The sequence below is a fragment of the Streptomyces sp. 1114.5 genome (assembly GCF_003635085.1).
Classification (GTDB): domain Bacteria; phylum Actinomycetota; class Actinomycetes; order Streptomycetales; family Streptomycetaceae; genus Kitasatospora.
The window spans coordinates 3,153,206-3,168,575 of sequence record NZ_RBXE01000001.1; the positions used below are offsets into that span (position 1 = coordinate 3,153,206).

Annotated in this window: 14 protein-coding genes; 7 read left to right on the top strand and 7 right to left on the bottom strand. The window is 74.7% G+C overall.

From position 1 onward, the window contains the following. Positions 1 to 21 precede the first annotated feature (21 nt). Entirely contained in the window at positions 22 to 387 is a 366-nt protein-coding gene (locus BX285_RS13945; RefSeq protein WP_097238260.1) for an Rv2175c family DNA-binding protein, read from the top strand. Beyond that, positions 384 to 1,031 (top strand): thiamine phosphate synthase, encoded by a 648-nt coding sequence (gene thiE / locus BX285_RS13950; protein ID WP_097238261.1) that lies wholly within the window; start codon positions 384 to 386, stop codon positions 1,029 to 1,031. The genes BX285_RS13945 and thiE overlap by 4 nt, the downstream gene beginning before the upstream one ends. 39 nt (positions 1,032 to 1,070) lie before the next feature. Here thiE and BX285_RS13955 read toward each other — a convergent pair whose 3' ends face one another. Continuing rightward, positions 1,071 to 2,186 (bottom strand): polyprenyl synthetase family protein, encoded by a 1,116-nt coding sequence (locus tag BX285_RS13955; RefSeq protein WP_257032823.1) that lies wholly within the window; start codon positions 2,184 to 2,186, stop codon positions 1,071 to 1,073. A 207-nt stretch (positions 2,187 to 2,393) separates the two neighbouring features. On the opposite strand from BX285_RS13955, the gene metF reads away from it, so the two are divergent. Both metF and BX285_RS13965 read left to right on the top strand, forming a co-directional pair. After that, a complete protein-coding gene (gene metF / locus BX285_RS13960) occupies positions 2,394 to 3,308 on the top strand; it encodes a methylenetetrahydrofolate reductase [NAD(P)H] (protein ID WP_097238262.1) in 915 nt (304 codons plus the stop codon). Positions 3,309 to 3,673: 365 nt separating this feature from the next. Beyond that, complete coding sequence (locus BX285_RS13965) at positions 3,674 to 4,555, top strand: hypothetical protein (RefSeq protein ID WP_121175296.1); 882 nt, start codon at positions 3,674 to 3,676, stop codon at positions 4,553 to 4,555. Between the two features lie 19 nt (positions 4,556 to 4,574). Here the strand turns inward: BX285_RS13965 and BX285_RS13970 are convergent, their stop codons facing one another. Both BX285_RS13970 and BX285_RS13975 read right to left on the bottom strand, forming a co-directional pair. Next, positions 4,575 to 6,068 (bottom strand): NAD(P)/FAD-dependent oxidoreductase, encoded by a 1,494-nt coding sequence (locus BX285_RS13970; protein ID WP_121175297.1) that lies wholly within the window; start codon positions 6,066 to 6,068, stop codon positions 4,575 to 4,577. A gap of 11 nt (positions 6,069 to 6,079) precedes the next feature. Continuing rightward, on the bottom strand, positions 6,080 to 6,694 hold the full coding sequence (locus BX285_RS13975) for a DUF4126 domain-containing protein (protein WP_121175298.1): 615 nt from the start codon (positions 6,692 to 6,694) through the stop codon (positions 6,080 to 6,082). 539 nt (positions 6,695 to 7,233) lie between these two features. On the opposite strand from BX285_RS13975, the gene BX285_RS13980 reads away from it, so the two are divergent. The 3 genes from BX285_RS13980 to BX285_RS13990 all read left to right on the top strand — a co-directional run bounded on the left by BX285_RS13980 (position 7,234) and on the right by BX285_RS13990 (position 9,465). Next, the gene (locus BX285_RS13980) at positions 7,234 to 7,809 is read left to right on the top strand and encodes an SAV_6107 family HEPN domain-containing protein (RefSeq protein WP_398900949.1); all 576 of its coding nucleotides are present in this window, start codon (positions 7,234 to 7,236) and stop codon (positions 7,807 to 7,809) included. A 67-nt stretch (positions 7,810 to 7,876) separates the two neighbouring features. Further along, complete coding sequence (locus BX285_RS13985) at positions 7,877 to 8,629, top strand: methyltransferase domain-containing protein (RefSeq protein WP_097238266.1); 753 nt, start codon at positions 7,877 to 7,879, stop codon at positions 8,627 to 8,629. 446 nt (positions 8,630 to 9,075) lie between these two features. Further along, positions 9,076 to 9,465, top strand: a complete 390-nt coding sequence (locus BX285_RS13990; protein ID WP_097238267.1) for a DUF3040 domain-containing protein — start codon at positions 9,076 to 9,078, stop codon at positions 9,463 to 9,465. A 126-nt stretch (positions 9,466 to 9,591) separates the two neighbouring features. Here the strand turns inward: BX285_RS13990 and BX285_RS13995 are convergent, their stop codons facing one another. The 4 genes from BX285_RS13995 to BX285_RS14010 form a co-directional block, all read right to left on the bottom strand. Further along, entirely contained in the window at positions 9,592 to 12,021 is a 2,430-nt protein-coding gene (locus tag BX285_RS13995; protein WP_121175299.1) for a DUF3488 and transglutaminase-like domain-containing protein, read from the bottom strand. Further along, positions 12,018 to 13,340: a DUF58 domain-containing protein gene (locus BX285_RS14000; protein ID WP_257032824.1), complete on the bottom strand. Its 1,323-nt coding sequence runs from the start codon at positions 13,338 to 13,340 to the stop codon at positions 12,018 to 12,020. Before BX285_RS14000 ends, BX285_RS13995 begins: the two co-directional genes overlap by 4 nt. A 1-nt stretch (position 13,341) precedes the next feature. Next, the gene (locus BX285_RS14005) at positions 13,342 to 14,388 is read right to left on the bottom strand and encodes a MoxR family ATPase (protein ID WP_179852903.1); all 1,047 of its coding nucleotides are present in this window, start codon (positions 14,386 to 14,388) and stop codon (positions 13,342 to 13,344) included. A 230-nt stretch (positions 14,389 to 14,618) separates the two neighbouring features. Beyond that, the gene (locus tag BX285_RS14010) at positions 14,619 to 15,161 is read right to left on the bottom strand and encodes a carbonic anhydrase (protein WP_097238269.1); all 543 of its coding nucleotides are present in this window, start codon (positions 15,159 to 15,161) and stop codon (positions 14,619 to 14,621) included. Positions 15,162 to 15,370 lie beyond the last annotated feature (209 nt).

Genomic DNA, 15,370 nt, shown 5'->3' on the forward strand with positions numbered 1-15,370 from the left:
CGGAGGTGGCAGTCTGGTGGCGTGAGCGAGATCGAAAGCAAGATTGAATCCCTGGTCCCGGCGTGGCTGTACCTGCCCGACATCTCCGAGCGGTGGGGTGTGGTGGTCACCGAGGTCCGCAACATGGTCAAGAAGGGTGACCTGATCGCGGTCCGCCGCGGTCCCAACAAGTCCCTTCAGGTCCCGGCGGCGTTCATCGACGAGGACGGCCCGGTCAAGCACCTGATCGGGCTGCTGACCGTGCTGCGCGACAGCGGGTTCCGCGACGACGAGATCATCGAGTGGATGTTCACCGAGGACCCGTCGCTGCCCGGCACCCCGATCCAGGCGCTGTGGGAGAACCGCGCCACCGAGGTCAAGCGCCGCGCCCAGGCGATGGCGCTGTGACGACCCCGCGGCGCGAGCGGCTGGCCGACGCCCGGCTCTACCTGTGCACCGACGCCCGCCGGGAGCAGGGCGACCTCGCCGAGTTCCTGGACGCGGCGCTGGCGGGCGGCGTGGACATCGTCCAGCTGCGCGACAAGGGCCTGGAGGCCAAGCAGGAACTGGAGGCCCTGGAGGTCTTCGCCGACGCCTGCCGCCGCCACGGCAAGCTGCTGGCCGTCAACGACCGCGCCGACGTCGCCCACGCGGCCCGGCCGGACGTGCTGCACCTCGGCCAGGACGACCTGCCGGTGCCGGCCGCCCGGGCGATCCTGGGCGAGGACGTCCTGATCGGCCGCTCCTGCCACGCCGAGTCCGAGGTGGACGCGGCGGTCGCCGAGCCCGGCGTGGACTACTTCTGCACCGGCCCGGTCTGGCCGACCCCGACCAAGCCGGGCCGCCCGGCGCCGGGCCTCGGCCTGGTCTCGTACGCGGCGAAGCAGGCCACCGACCGGCCGTGGTTCGCCATCGGCGGGATCGACCTCGGCAACCTGGACGAGGTGCTGGCCGCCGGTGCCCGCCGGATCGTCGTGGTCCGGGCCATCACCGCCGCGGAGGACCCGCGGGCGGCCGCCGCGGAGCTGTCCCGGCGGGTGCGCGCCAGCTGAGCCCCCCGGGTGTGTCCGGGCCTCCGCCGTCCGCAGGCCTCAGTACTTGCGGACGGTGGCGGCCTCGGCCAGCGCCAGCAGCACCAGGCGGGCCCGCTCGTCCACCAGCGGCGCCGCCTCCAGCGCGGCCAGCGACTGCCGCATCAGCTCCTCGATCCGGTGCTCCACCAGCTCGGGCGCACCGCTGCGGGCGACCAGCTCGCGCAGCCCGGCGACCTCCTCGGCCGCCAGGTCCGGCGCGCCGAGCCGCTCGTCCAGGTGCCGGGCGTCGGCGGCCGACAGGCCCCGCATCGCGTGCGCGACCAGCAGGGTGCGCTTGCCCTCGCGCAGGTCGTCGCCGGCCGGCTTGCCGGTGACGGCCGGGTCCCCGAAGACGCCGAGCAGGTCGTCCCGCAGCTGGAAGGCCTCGCCCAGCGGGAGCCCGAACGCCCCGAAGGCCTCGACCAGCTCCGGCCCGGCGCCCGCCAGCAGCGCGCCGACCTGCAGCGGCCGCTCGATCGTGTACTTCGCGGACTTGTAGTGCAGCACCGTCTGCGCCCGGTCCAGCGCGCCCTCGTCGGTCGAGTCGCCGGCCACCGGCTCCAGCACGTCCAGGTACTGGCCGAGCATGACCTCGGTGCGCATCAGGTCGAACACCGGCTTGGCGGCCAGCACCGCGGCCGGCTCCAGGCCCGAGCGCAGGAACAGCTCGTCGCACCAGATCAGCAGCAGGTCGCCGAGCAGGACGGCGGCCGAGGCGCCGTACTGCTCGCGGTCGCCGCGCCAGCCGCTGTCGCGGTGCAGCGCCTCGAAGCGGCGGTGGATCGAGGGCAGGCCGCGGCGGGTGTCGCTGCGGTCCATCAGGTCGTCGTGCACCAGGGCACTCGCCTGGAGCAGTTCCAGGGCGGCGGCCGCGTTGGCGATCCCCTCGCCGCCCGCCCCCTCGGCCGGGCCTCCGGCGCCGCGCCAGCCCCAGTAGCAGAAGGCCGGGCGCAGCCGCTTGCCGCCGTCCAGCAGGAAGTCGCGCAGCGCGTCGGAGGCCGGCACCAGCTGGGGCGAGATCGTGCCGAGCATCGCGGACTGGCCGTCCATGAACGCGGCGAGCGCGGCGTTGACGCGTGTCCGGACGTCCTCCACGTCAATGGGGTTGGCCGGCCGGGTGCTGGACGAGGTCACGATGGGGCTCCGCTGGTTCTCTGGGGGTGCAGCCAGCCTAGCGGGGCAGCTGGGAACGGGCGTGCGAGCGGCCCGGAGGGCGGCCCGGGGAGCGGCCCCGGGAGTGGCCGGTGGGCGCGCAGGCAGAAGCGGAATGCCGTCCGCCAGTTGTCTCAATCCGTGGAATACGGTTGTCCGCCCTCCTCGAAGGCCGGATAGCCTGCCAGCATGGCACTCGGTATCGCTTCCACGAGAACGGATCGCGCACTGACGGTCCGCGACCTCCTGGCGGCCGGCAAGCGCTCCTTCTCCTTCGAGTTCATGCCGCCGCGCAGCGAGGTGGGCGAGCAGAAGCTCTGGGACGCCATCCGCCGACTCGAACCGCTCGACCCCAACTTCGTCTGCATGACGTACGGCGCCGGCGGCTCCTCGCGCGAGCGCACCGTCAACATGGTCGGCCGGATCGCGACCGAGACCACGCTGACCCCGGTCGCCCACCTGACCGCCGTGGACCACTCGATCGCGGAGCTGCGCAACATCATCGGCCAGTACGCCGACCAGGGCGTGCGGAACGTCCTCGCGGTCCGGGGCGACCCGCCCGGTGACCCGATGGGCGAGTGGGTCACGCACCCCGAGGGCGTCACCTACGCCTACGAGCTGGTGGAGCTGATCAAGGGCATCGGCGACTTCTGCGTGGGCGTCGCGGCCTCGCCGAACATGCACCCGCGGTCGACCGACTGGGACGAGGACATCCGGCACTTCGTCGCGAAGATCCGCTCCGGGGCCGACTACGCGATCACCCAGATGTTCTTCGAGGTGGACGACTACCTGCGGCTGCGCGACCGGGTGACGGCCGCCGGCTGCGAGGCGCCGATCATCCCGGAGATCATGCCGGTGACCAACGCCAAGCAGCTGGAGCGCTTCCCGCAGCTCAGCGGCGCGCCCTTCCCCGCCGACCTGGAGGCCCGCCTGCGGGCGGCCATCGACGACCCGGCGGCGCTGCGGGCCGTCGGCATGGAGCACGCCACGGCGATGGCCGAACGCCTCCTCGCCGAGGGCGCGCCCGGCCTGCACTTCATCACGCTGAACCACTCCACGGCGACGCTGGAGATCTACCAGAACCTGGGCCTGCACCAGCGTTAGGGCCTGTCCGGCGGATCTTGCCGGGCGCACGACGCCGGATCATCCCGCCTGGACGCACGCCCGAATCGTCCAAGTACACCCAGTACGAGGGCGATTCGGGCGCACGCCCAGACGGGCGCGAAGTGGGGGTACCTCCCGGCCGAAGGCTGGGGGAGCCGCGCGCTGATCCGACAAGATCCGCCGGACAGGCCCTAGACCCCGCTGTTCACGAGCCCGTCACCGTCGCGTCGGTGGCGGGCTCGGTCGTGTGCGGCCGGTGCCGGGCGCGGCGGGAACGCGATGCGGTACCTCGGCCGTTGAACCGGTACAGTCGCCGGACACGCGCGGCGCGGACGCGCGGGCACGCGACTGGAGGTAGCGGGCGGATGGGCATCGGATACCTGCTGCTGTACGCCGCGTTGGCGGTGGTGGCGCTCTGGCTGGTCGCCGAGGTGCTGCTGCAGAACCGGGCGCCGCTGCACTGGCGCGTCCTGGCCCTGGTGGGCTTCCTGGGCGTGGCCGCCGGGATGAGCCTCGGGTCGGTCGTGGTGATCGGAGCCGGCGCGGCACTGTTCGCCGTCGGGCAGACCTTCGTCACCCTCTCGGTCAAGCGCGGCTACCGGAACGGCTGGTCCCTGCGGAACGCCGACGGCAGCCTGCCCGGTCCGCTCGCCAAGGTGCCGCTGCTCGGCGCCCTGACCGGCGGTGGCGCGGCGGCGGCCGTCGTGGTCGCCGAGGAGCGGGTCGGCGAGGTCAGCGCCGTCGAGGAGCCCCCGGCCGCCGCTCAGTCGGAGCCCGAGGAGCTGCCGGAGGTCGAGCAGACGGCGGCCTTCGAGATGCAGGAGCTCGCCCAGGACGGCGTCTACGCGTCCTCGTACTACGAGCAGCCGCAGCCGCACCAGCAGCAGGTCCAGGACCCGTACGGCGGCGCCTACCAGGGCGGCTACGACCAGCAGCAGTGGCAGACCCAGCAGCAGACCGCCTACGGCTACGACCAGTCCTACGGCGCCTACCCGCAGCAGCAGAGCCCGCAGCAGCCGGACCCGTACGGCAACTACCAGCAGCAGGACCAGTACGCGGGTTACCAGCAGGAGCAGCTGCACCAGCAGGCGGCCTGGGATCCGAACGCCCAGCAGCACGAGCACCAGCACCAGCAGCAGCACCAGCAGTGGCAGCCGCAGCCCGACCCGCAGGCCCAGGGCGTCCCGCAGCAGCCGGCGTACGACCAGAACTACGGCTACCAGCAGCAGAACACCTGGCAGCAGTAGGGCCCTGCCCGGGCGGGGGCTACGCCGGGCCGACCAGGTCGGCCGCGATGCAGGCCGACATCCCGACCCGGGCGAGCCCGCCGCCCGGATGGGCGGTGCCGCCGATGAGGTAGAGGCCGGGGACGGGCGACTCGTTGGCGGTCTTCAGCCAGGCGCCGTCGGCCCCGGCGAGGACCGGCAGCGCAACCGAGCCGCCGAGGGCGCCGGTCTCCCGGCGGGTGTCCTCCGGGGTGCGCACGACCCGCCACAGCACCCGCGCGCGCAGGCCGAGCCCGGCCGCGTCGACGTGGTCGAGCAGCCGGTCGGCGTAGCGGTCGGCGACGCCGGGCGCGGTCCAGTCGACCCCGCCCTGGGCGGGCACGGTCGCGGTCAGCACCACGCTCTCGTGGGCGTCGTCGGGGCGCAGCGCCGGGTCGTCCGGGCGCAGCACCTGCACGGTGGGGCGCTCGCAGAGCGGGGCGTCGAGGGCCAGGGCGCGCTCCTCGGCGGCGAGGTCGGCCGCGTGCACCACCGTGCGGTGCGCGGCGCCCTCGGGCCGTGGGCCGCGCAGGGCGAGCAGCACGGTGAACCGGCCGGGCGCCCCGGACGGCTGCCACGTGGCGGCCGGCCTGCCCGGCCACTCGGCCAGCCCGCTGCGGAACAGCGCGTCGGCGTCCATCGCCGAGATCACCAGGTCGGCGTCGATCCGGCCGTCCGCCGTCTGCACGCCGCAGGCCCGCCCGTCCTCGACGACCACCCGGGTGACGGGCGTGTCGAAGCGGAAGTCGACCTTGCGAAGCTCGCAGCGCCGGTACACGGCCTCGGCCAGGGCGCGCAGGCCGCCCCGGACGTACCAGACGCCGAAGGACTGCTCCATGTACGGCAGCACGGTGGCCCCGGCGGGGGCCCGGCCGGGCAGGAAGCCGTACCGGACGGCGGGCTCGAACAGCAGGGCGGTCAGCCCGGGGTGGCCGTCCAGTCGGCGCGCCGCCACGTCCCGCAGGGTCCACGGCGCGGGGCGGCGCAGCCGGGCCAGGCCGGTGCGCGGAGGGACGGGGTACGGGTCGGTGCCCAGGAACGCCCGGTCGGCCGGGAGCGGTTCCTCCAGCAGCGGGCGGCGGGTGGCCTCCCAGACCGTCCGGCCGTGGTTCATCACCTCGCTCCAGCGGGCGCCGGAGCCGGCGCCGAAGGCCGTGTCCAGGGCCCGGCCGACGCCACCGCGGGAGGCGTTGGGCAGGGTGACGACCGTCCCGTCGGGGAAGAGGTGCCGGCTCTCCGGCTCGACCGGGGCCAGCTCGACCAGCTGCTCCAGCGGCTCCTTGCCGGTCTTCAGCGCGAGGTCGCGGTAGACGGCCGGGAGGGCGAGCAGCCCGGGCCCGGTGTCGAAGGCGAACCCGTCCCGCTCGTACCGGCCGACCATCCCCCCGTACGTGCCGCCCGCCTCGCAGACCGTCACCCGGTGGCCGAGGGTCGCCAGCCGGGAGGCCGCCGCGAGCCCGCTCATTCCTGCGCCGATGATGACGATCCGTGCCATGACCACTGATCCTAGGACCGCTGCAGGGAGGGCGTTCCCGCAGCCCGGGCGGCCCTGCGTTCGCGGCGGCGGGCGCGGAAGGCGCGGATCCTGCTGATCGCCAGCCAGACCAGCAGCAGGCCCACGGCCAGGACCACGGCGGCGATCGAGGCGGCCAGCCAGGGGTGGAAGATCGCCAGGGTGACCAGGCCGGCCACCGAGAGGTCCTCCGCCATGCTGACCACGATGTTGCTGGCGGGCTCGGGAGAGGTGTTGACGGCCATCCGCAGCGAGGCCTTCACCAGGTGGCTGACCAGCGCGGTGGTGCCGCCCATCGCCCCGGCCGCGACCTCGCTGAGCGAGCCGGGGTCGTTGCTCGCGATCAGCACGCCGACGGTGGCGCCGGCGATCGGCCGGATCACGGTGTGCACCACGTCCCAGACGCTGTCCACGTACGGGATCTTGTCGGCCACCGCCTCCAGCGCGAACAGCACGGCGGCCGCGACCAGCACGTCCGTGCGCTCCAGCGCGTGCGGCACCGACTGCGCGTCGGCGAACCTGCCCAACAGGCCGAGCAGCAGCACCACCGCGTACGCGTTGATGCCGCTGGCCAGTCCGCTGGTGAAGATCAGCGGCAGGATCGTCATGGCCTCCCCCTTCCTCGCAGAACCGGGCCGGTTCCGCCCGGCCCCGCCGTACCGTACCGGCAGCAGGGGACGCCGGGCGCACCCGTCCCGGTTCCGGGCCCGGGGACTGAGTACGGATACTCAGGTGCACGGTTGAGTACGTCAGCGGATGGCCTGCGACCTGCGGAGACGGGAGAGTAGTGGCACCCGGGAGGGCGGCGCGTCGGGCGCCGGCCCACCCGGGCGGCGGATCCGTGAAGGATTCGCGACGGGGCTGGTCACGGTCCCCGCACCGCCGACACGGGGCGGCGGAGCGGGCCGGGGGGAGACCGGCCACGGGGGAGGTTCGCCACCGCCGTCCACGGGGGGAACGGCGGAGCGACGGCACACGGCGGCGGCGCGGTCCGGGGGAGGGCCCGCGCCCGCCGCCGGTTTGCTTTCCCGGGCGGCCCTGCCCGGCGGAGCGGCCGGCCCGGCCGATTGTCAGTGGTGCCGTTCACGATGGAGGGGCACGGACCACCCGGTCCGCGCGCTGCCTCGGAACGGGGGAGACCATGACCATCAGCCATCCTGAGCCCGTCACCGCCCGCCTCCACTCCGCTGCCCTGCCGCACACCCCGGGGCCGTCCGGTGGCCGCCCCGCCGGAGCGGACGTCCACCCCGTGCTGCGCCGGGTCGCCGCGCCGCCGGCCGCGCTCGACCTGCTCGCCGACGCGCACCGCACCCTCGTCCGGGCCCGCGCCCTGGAGGACCCGCTGGAGCGCTACGCGACCGCGCACCTGGCCGCGCTGCGCACGGTGGCGGCCGTCCTGGCGGCGCGCGGCCGCCCGGAGAAGAGCCCACGCCGGCGCAAGGCCATCCGCAGCGCCTGGGAGGTGCTGCCCGAGGTCGCCCCGGAGCTGGCCGAGTGGGCGCTCTACTACGGCGCCGGGGCGCGCCGCCGGGCCGCCGCCGAGGCCGGGATCAGGGGCGCTGCCTCGGCCCGCGACGCCGACGACCTGATCCGCAACTCCGCCCTGTTCCTGCGCCTGGTCGAGCGACTGCTGGGCCTGCGGGTGGCCCCGCCGGCCCCGCGACTGCCGCTGGACGGCGACGGGCCGCCCGCCGGCCGTCGGGTTCAAGGCCGTCAGGCTTAAGGCCCGGGGCCGTCAGGCTTAAGGTGGGGGCATCCTGATCGATCCGCACGTGCCGAGGAGCCCCACCTTGTACCCGACGCGTCCCCGCAGCGCCCTGCGTACCGCCGTGGTGTGGGAGGTGGTGCGGGCAGCCCTGGAGAAGCGGGCCGCCGAGCTGGACCAGCCGGTGCTCGACGTGGTCGACACCGGCGGCGGCACCGGCAACTTCGCCGTGCCGGTGGCCAAGCTCGGCCACCGCGTCACCGTGGTCGACCCCAGCCCGGACGCCCTGTTCGCCCTGGAGCGCCGGGCCGCCGAGGCCGGGGTGACGGAGCTGGTGCGGGCCGTCCAGGGCGACACCCAGACCCTGCCCGAGCTGGTCGCCCCGGGCAGCGTGGACGCGGTGCTCTGCCACGGCGTGCTGGAGGTCGTGGACGACCCGGCCGAGTCGCTCGGCAGCCTGGCCGCCACCCTGCGCAAGGGCGGCCTGGTCAGCCTGCTGGCCGCCAACCGCAACGGCGCCGTGCTGGCCCGCGCCCTGGCCGGCCACTTCAACGAGGCCCGGACGGTGCTCTCCGCCGCCGACGGCCGCTGGGGCGAGCAGGACCCGATGCCGCGCCGCTTCACCGGCGAGGAGCTGGGCCGGCTGGCCGAGGCCGCGGGCCTGCGGGTGGAGTCGGTGCACGGCATCCGGGTCTTCGCCGATCTGGTCCCCGGCGTCCTGGTGGACACCGAGCCGGGCGCTCTGGAGGCGCTGCTGAAGCTGGAGGAGGCAGCCGCCGCGCAGCCCGACTTCCACGCCGTGGCGACCCAGCTGCACCTCCTGGCCACCCTGGCCTGAACCGTCTGCCGGACGCCTTCGCGAGGCCTTCGCGAAACCTCCCGCCGCCGTACGGCTCGCCCGCCGTACGGCGGCGGTTCGCGTTCCGTACGGGCGAGGGGTTCCGCGGCCGGATCCCGATCACCGGAGGTGAAGGTCCCCAGGTCTCGACCGATTCCATCGGATCGGGCACTTGTCCGGGGCGTGGCGCGTTGACACCGGTGCGGCCGTACCCGCCGGAAGTGGCCCGTCCCACGCGGCGCAGACCACCCCGTAACGGGCCCACGGACCGTATGATCTGGGTAAAGCCGGAAAGCATGACAGCCGGACGCGTGGGGCATATGGACGACACGGGCCGGGTCCCCCGCACAGGCGTCCGACCGTGTGCCCCATGGCTGATTGGACTTGCCTCCCCGACCGGGGTGGGCGGACCGGTCGCACCCGCGACCGACGAGTAGGAGGACTCCGTGCCGCTCTCGGAGCACGAGCAGCGACTGCTCGACCAGATGGAGCGAGCGCTGTATGCCGAAGATCCCAAATTCGCGTCGGCGCTTGAGGGAACCGGGCTGCGCACCCACACCCGTCGTCGGGTCTACCTGGCCGTCGCCGGCTTCGTGGTGGGGATCGGCCTGTTGATGGGCGGCATGGTCGTTCCGGACCAGATCTGGGTCAGCGTCGTGGGCTTCCTGGTGATGCTCGGGTGCGCGGTGTTCGCCGTGACCGGCTGGCGCCGCGGGCCCGCGGGCCAGGGCTCCGGGGCCCGCCAGACCGCCGCCGCGCGGCGCAAGGCCGGGATGATGGACCGGGTCGAACAGCGCTGGCAGCGCCGACGGGACGAGCAGACCGGCGGCTTCTGAGCCGCGGCCGCTCCGGAAGCCGGATTCCGGGGCCCGGATCGTCGAACGCAGGACTCCAGAACGCGGACGCCGGGGGCGGGTAGTCGATCGACTGCCCGCCCCCGGCGTCGGTGCGTCCGGCCCCGGTCAGGACTCCGGGGCGTCCGGCTTGGGGCGCCGGGTGAAGACCCGCCGCACCGGCGCGGACACCGCCTCGCCGGCCCGGCCCGCGCCGGTGGCGACGGCCGTCCTGGCCGTCCGTACGGCGTCGGAGATCCGCCACCACAGCTGCGCCGAGGACGGCGGCAGCAGCAGCGCCCTGGTCCGCCCGGCCCGGCCGGCGTGCGCCTGCAGGCCGCGCCGGGCGGTCTGGACGTCGGCGGCCAGCGGCGCCGTGGTCGGCTGCCCGGGCGGGGCGTAGAGCACCCGTTCGGTGGCCAGCGCCACTCGGCCGGCGGCGGCCGCCGAGTCCGCGTCCAGGGCCGCCTTCTCGGTGATCCGTCGGGCGGCCGAGCGCGGGGTGCGTGACTCGTCCGGGGGAATTCCGAGGTCCCAGGCGGAGTCGACCAGCTCGTCCCAGGCGGCCAGCACCTGGGCGTCGGTCAGCTCCGTCGGGCCGTCCCCGCCGGGCCGGCGCCGCCCGCTCCGGCCCAGCCGGCGACGGCGTACGGCCGTGCGCCAGAGCATCGGGAGGAGCAGCAGCGCGAGTACCGCGAGCACTGCGGCGAGGGTGCCGAGCACCTGCCCGGAGAGCAGCCAGGACTCCTCGCCGGCCTGGGCGGCGGCCTTGCTCTTGGGGCCGCAGTCGCCCAGCTGGCGCTGCTTGGCGGTGCAGTCCGAGCTCGCGGACGGCGCCGGGGCGGCCGAGGCGGTCTGCGGGGCGGCGGTCGCCTGCTGGGTCGGCGCGGTGGTCGGGGCGCTGGACGTCTCGGTGTAGCGGGTCGGGGTGCCGCGGCTGGGGGTCGGCTCGAAGCGCAGCCAGCCGTAGCCGCTGAAGTACAGCTCGGGCCAGGCGTGGTACATCCGGCCGGTGACCGAGTACACGTTGCCGCCCTTGTTGTCGCCGGGGGTGAAGCCGACGGCGACCCGGGCCGGGATCTTCAGCGACCGGGCCATCGCCGCCATGGTGGAGGCGAAGTGCACGCAGAAGCCGCGGCGGTCGCGCAGGAAGACCGCGATCGCGTTGCTGCCGGTGCCGGCTGAGACGCTGGTGTCGTACTTGAAGTCCGGGCCGGTGAACCAGTTGACCAGGGCCATCGCCCGGTCGTAGTCGTTCTGTGCGCCGGAGGTGACCTTCCTGGCCTGCTCGGAGACCACCGAGGGCAGGTCGGAGGGGACGGCGGTGTAGTGCTCCCGGATGCTCGACGGCGCCGAGGGGGCCTGGCGCAGCTCGTTGGCGGTGGGCCGCAGGTCCAGGGCGCTGACGTGGTAGCGCAGGCCGCGGATCGCCTTGTCGTTGGCCGGCAGGACGGTGCGGGTCAGCGGGTCGAGCCGCCAGTCGCCCCGGTTGGGGACCTGGACGGAGGCCGCCGGGTAGGGCATCGGCAGCCAGCTGTTCTCCAGCCGGTCGCTGACCTGGAAGTCGCCCTCGATCCGGGGGACGTTGGCGTCGTGCAGGCCCTCGGGGAGGGGCAGCGTGGCCGGGAGGTCGTTGACGGTGGTGCTGGCGAGCCTCCAGTTGGTGCCGTCGAACTGGTCCAGCGAGCCGGTCCGCAGGTAGGTCTGGTCGGCCAGCGTGCTGTCCAGGGTGTAGCTGAGCAGCTCGGCGTCGGTGGGCTTGGTGATCGCGGCCTCCAGGCTGACCAGCGGGTCGAGGCTGGTCGCCACGCTCCCGCCGCCGGTGCCGCCCGAGCCGGCGGGGCCCGAATGCAGCAGCCCGCCGCCCCACTGCGGCAGGACCGCGGGAAGCACCATCGCCACGGCCAGGGCCAGGATGCCGACCTGCCGGCCGCCCGGGTTGACCGTCTCCGCGTTCACCATGCCGCGCGCGCCGCCGCGGAAGATCCGGCCCCAGCGGGAGACCCGGTCCTGGCCCTCGACGAACAGCAGCAGCAGGTAGCCGGCCGCGGCGACGGCGAACCAGACCCAGCTGCCGTGGTCCCCGGCGAGGCCGTTGCCGATCGAGTAGAGCGCCAGCAGCGGCAGCCCGGCCAGGGCCGCGCGGCGGTAGGTCACCGCGACGGTGTCCACCGCGACGGCGATCAGGCCGACCGCGGAGACCAGGATCAGCCGCAGGCCGGGGGTGGGCGGCGCGGGGATCGCGTACTGCTGGATGTCGTCCAGGCCGGAGGCGAAGACCTGGTCCAGGACCCGCATCGTGGCCGGGCCGGGCAGGATCCCGCCGGCGCCGGCGAAGCCGAGCAGCATCAGCAGGAGCAGCACCAGCAGCTGCCCGACCGGCACCGTCCAGCGGTACAGCGGGGAGCGGCGCAGGCCCGCGCCGACCGCGGCGAGCACGGCGATCACCAGGACGGCGTGGGTCAGCCAGCTGCGGGTGGTCAGCAGCGGCAGCATGCAGAGCGAGGCGAGGGCGGTGGCCAGCGCCGAGTAGACGGTCAGTTTGGCCCGGGTGGTCACGCGCCGGCCTCTTCTCGGTTGGGGGCGGTCGTCTTGGCGCCCTCGGCGGCCCGCCACAGGGTCGGCAGGGAGTCGCCGGCGCGCACCGGGATCACCGTCCAGCCCGCCTCGCGCAGCTTCCGGACCCGGGCCCGGAACTCGTCGCCGCCGGTGTCCGGGGCGAGCATCCGCAGGCCGGCCCAGGTGCCGCTGTCCAGCAGGAAGGCGATCGCGCCGCCGGTGCGGCTGCGCAGCCGGCCCAGCCGGGCGGCCTGGGTGTCGTCCAGCTCGCCGAGCACGGCGACCAGCAGGCCCTCGCCGCCGGTGCGCAGCGGCTCCTCGGCGCGGGAGAGCGTGCCGCCGTCGGAGAGGTCGGCGACCGCGAGGGCGTCCAGGATCAGCCCGGAGGTGTCGGCGGCGCTGTTGTTGCCGCCCGCGCCGGGGCCGGGCACCGACTGGCCGGTGTCGGTGAGCAGCTGGACCTGGTAGCCGCGCTCCAGCAGGTGCGCGGCGACGGAGGCGGTGCAGCTGACCGCCCACTCGAAGGAGGAGGCGGGGCCGCTGCCGCGGTGGCCGATCTCCCGGGTGTCCAGCAGGACGGTGGCCCGGGCCCGCTGCGGCTGCTCCTCGCGGCGCACCATCAGCTCGCCGTACTTGGCGGTGGAGCGCCAGTGCACCCGGCGCAGGTCGTCGCCCGGCCGGTACTCGCGCAGGATCACGTCGTCGTCGCCGGCCAGCGCCAGGGCGCGGCTGCGGTTCTCGCCCTGGCCGAGCCACTCGCCGCTGAGCCGGACGTGCGGCAGCGCCTGGATCTGGGGGACGACGGTGAGGACGTCGGAGGCGGTGAAGGAGCGGGTCACCTCGCACATCCCGAACGGGTCGGACAGCCGCAGCTGCAGCGGGCCGAGCGGGTAGCGGCCGCGCAGGTCGGAGCGGACCCGGTAGGACACCTCGCGGTAGCCGCGCGGTTCGACCCGGTCCAGCACGAAGCGCGGCCGCGGCCCGAGCACGTACGGGACCTTGTCCTCCAGGAGGAGCAGCCCGGTGGGCACCCGGGAGACGTTGTCGAGCCGCAGGTGAACCCGGGCCTCCTGGCCGGCGACCGCCCGGCGCGGGCTGAGCCGGCGGCCGCTGGCCACCCGGTAGCGGGTGTTGGCGACCACCACGACGGCGACCAGCGGCAGCGCGGCGAGCAGCACGCCGACGCGCAGCAGCGCGTCCTGGCCGAGCAGGTAGGCGCAGGCCACCGCGGTCAGCCCGGCGGCGAGGAAGGAACGGCCCCGGGTGGTGAGGCCGCGGAATCCGGCCCGCAGCCCCGAGGCCGAGTCGGACTGGGCCACCTCAGACCCTCCGGACGGCCGGGCCGCCCTGCGGGCGCGGCAGCGGCAGCCGGGCGACCAGGTCGGTCACGATCTGCTCGGAGGTGCGGCGGCTGAGCTGGGTCTCGGCGGTCGGCATCAGCCGGTGCGCGAGGACCGGGACGGCGAGGCGCTGGACGTCGTCCGGGGTGACGTAGTCGCGCCCGTCCAGCGCGGCGGCGGCGCGGGCGGCCCGGACCAGGTGCAGGGTGGCGCGCGGCGAGGCGCCCAGGCGCAGCTCGTGGCTGGTGCGGGTCGCGCCGACCAGGTCGACGGCGTAGCGGCGGACCGGGTCGGCGATGTGCACGGTGCGGACCAGGTCGATCAGCTTGAGGATGTCGGCGGCGTGCGCGACGGGCTGCAGGTCCTCCAGCGGGCTGGCGCCGGCGTGCACGTCCAGCATCGCCAGCTCGGCCTCGGGGCTGGGGTAGCCGATCGAGATCCGGGCCATGAAGCGGTCGCGCTGGGCCTCGGGCAGGGGGTAGGTGCCCTCCATCTCGACCGGGTTCTGGGTGGCCACGACCATGAACGGCGAGGGCAGCTCGTAGCTGGTGCCGTCGATGGTGACCTGGCGCTCCTCCATGGACTCCAGCAGCGCGGACTGGGTCTTGGGCGAGGCGCGGTTGATCTCGTCGCCGACCACGATCTGGGCGAAGATCGCGCCCGGGCGGAACTCGAAGTCGTGCCGCTGCTGGTCGTAGATGTTGGTGCCGGTGACGTCCGAGGGCAGCAGGTCGGGCGTGAACTGGATGCGGCGCACGGTGCAGTCGACGGACCTGGCCAGCGCCTTGGCCAGCATGGTCTTGCCGACGCCGGGCACGTCCTCCAGCAGCAGGTGGCCCTCGGCGAGCAGGACGGTCAGGGCGATCCGGACGGCCTCCGGCTTGCCCTCGATCACGCTCTCGACGTTGGCGCGAACGCGTTCCACGACCGCCGCGAGCTCAGGCAGTCCGATCGGCCGGTACCCGTCCGTCCTCCGCTCGCCCCCCGCAGGACCACCGAGACCGGCCTGATCGTTGTAGCTCGTCACCCGTTTACGCTCCCTGGCACCCTGTGCCCGCCCCGTCCCGAGGCCGGACCCCACCCATGCTTGACGCGGCCGTCCCGGGGCCGGTTCCGAAGGAGGATCCGGCGCGGGGGAGGCGGCCTGCGGCCCGGCCGCCCCAGGTGGTTCGGGGTCCGACCGGCAGGCGCATTCTCCCCCGCGCGGCGGCCGGAAGTCACCATTCGGCCGCCGCCGAATGGTGGGGAGGGCCGGGGCTACGCGATCTCGCGCAGCAGGCCGGTGTGGACGTCGAAGACGAAGCCGCGGACGTCGTCGGTGTGCAGCAGGAAGGGGGAGGTGCGGACGCGCTGCATGGACTGGCGGACGTCGCCGTCCAGGTCGACGAAGGCCTCCACCGCCCACTGCGGGCGCTGGCCCACCTCCAGCTCCAGCTCGCGGCGGAAGTCCTCGGTGAGCCCGAGCAGGCCGCAGCCGGTGTGGTGGATGAGCGCGATCGAGCGGGTGCCGAGGGCGCGCTGGCTGATGGTCAGGGACCGGATGGTGTCGTCGGTGACGACGCCGCCGGCGTTGCGGATGACGTGCGCGTCGCCGAGTTCGAGGCCGAGCGCCGCGAACAGGTCGAGACGGGCGTCCATGCAGGCCACCACGGCGATCTTCTGCACCGGACGGGCGTCCATGCCGCCGTCCTGGAAGGTCACCGCGTACTCGCGGTTGGCCGAGACGAAGCGGTCGATGATGGTGGGGCGGGCGGAGTCGGCAGCGGCGGTCGGCGTGGGCCGGTCGGGAGTCACTGTCATGGCGGCGACGTTAGTGTGATTCGGGCGTCCGCGGTGGGGCGGAGAGCTACAGAACGAGCCGCTGTGATCGAGCACATAGCCACAACGGGAGGGTTTGTCCGGGCTGCTCCCGAGGTGGGTCGTACGCGCTCGCGGGGCGGGGGGCGCGCGGCGGTCTCCGTGGGCCCCCGGATCGGACCGCCGCGGGGCCGCCCCAACGGCCGCGACCT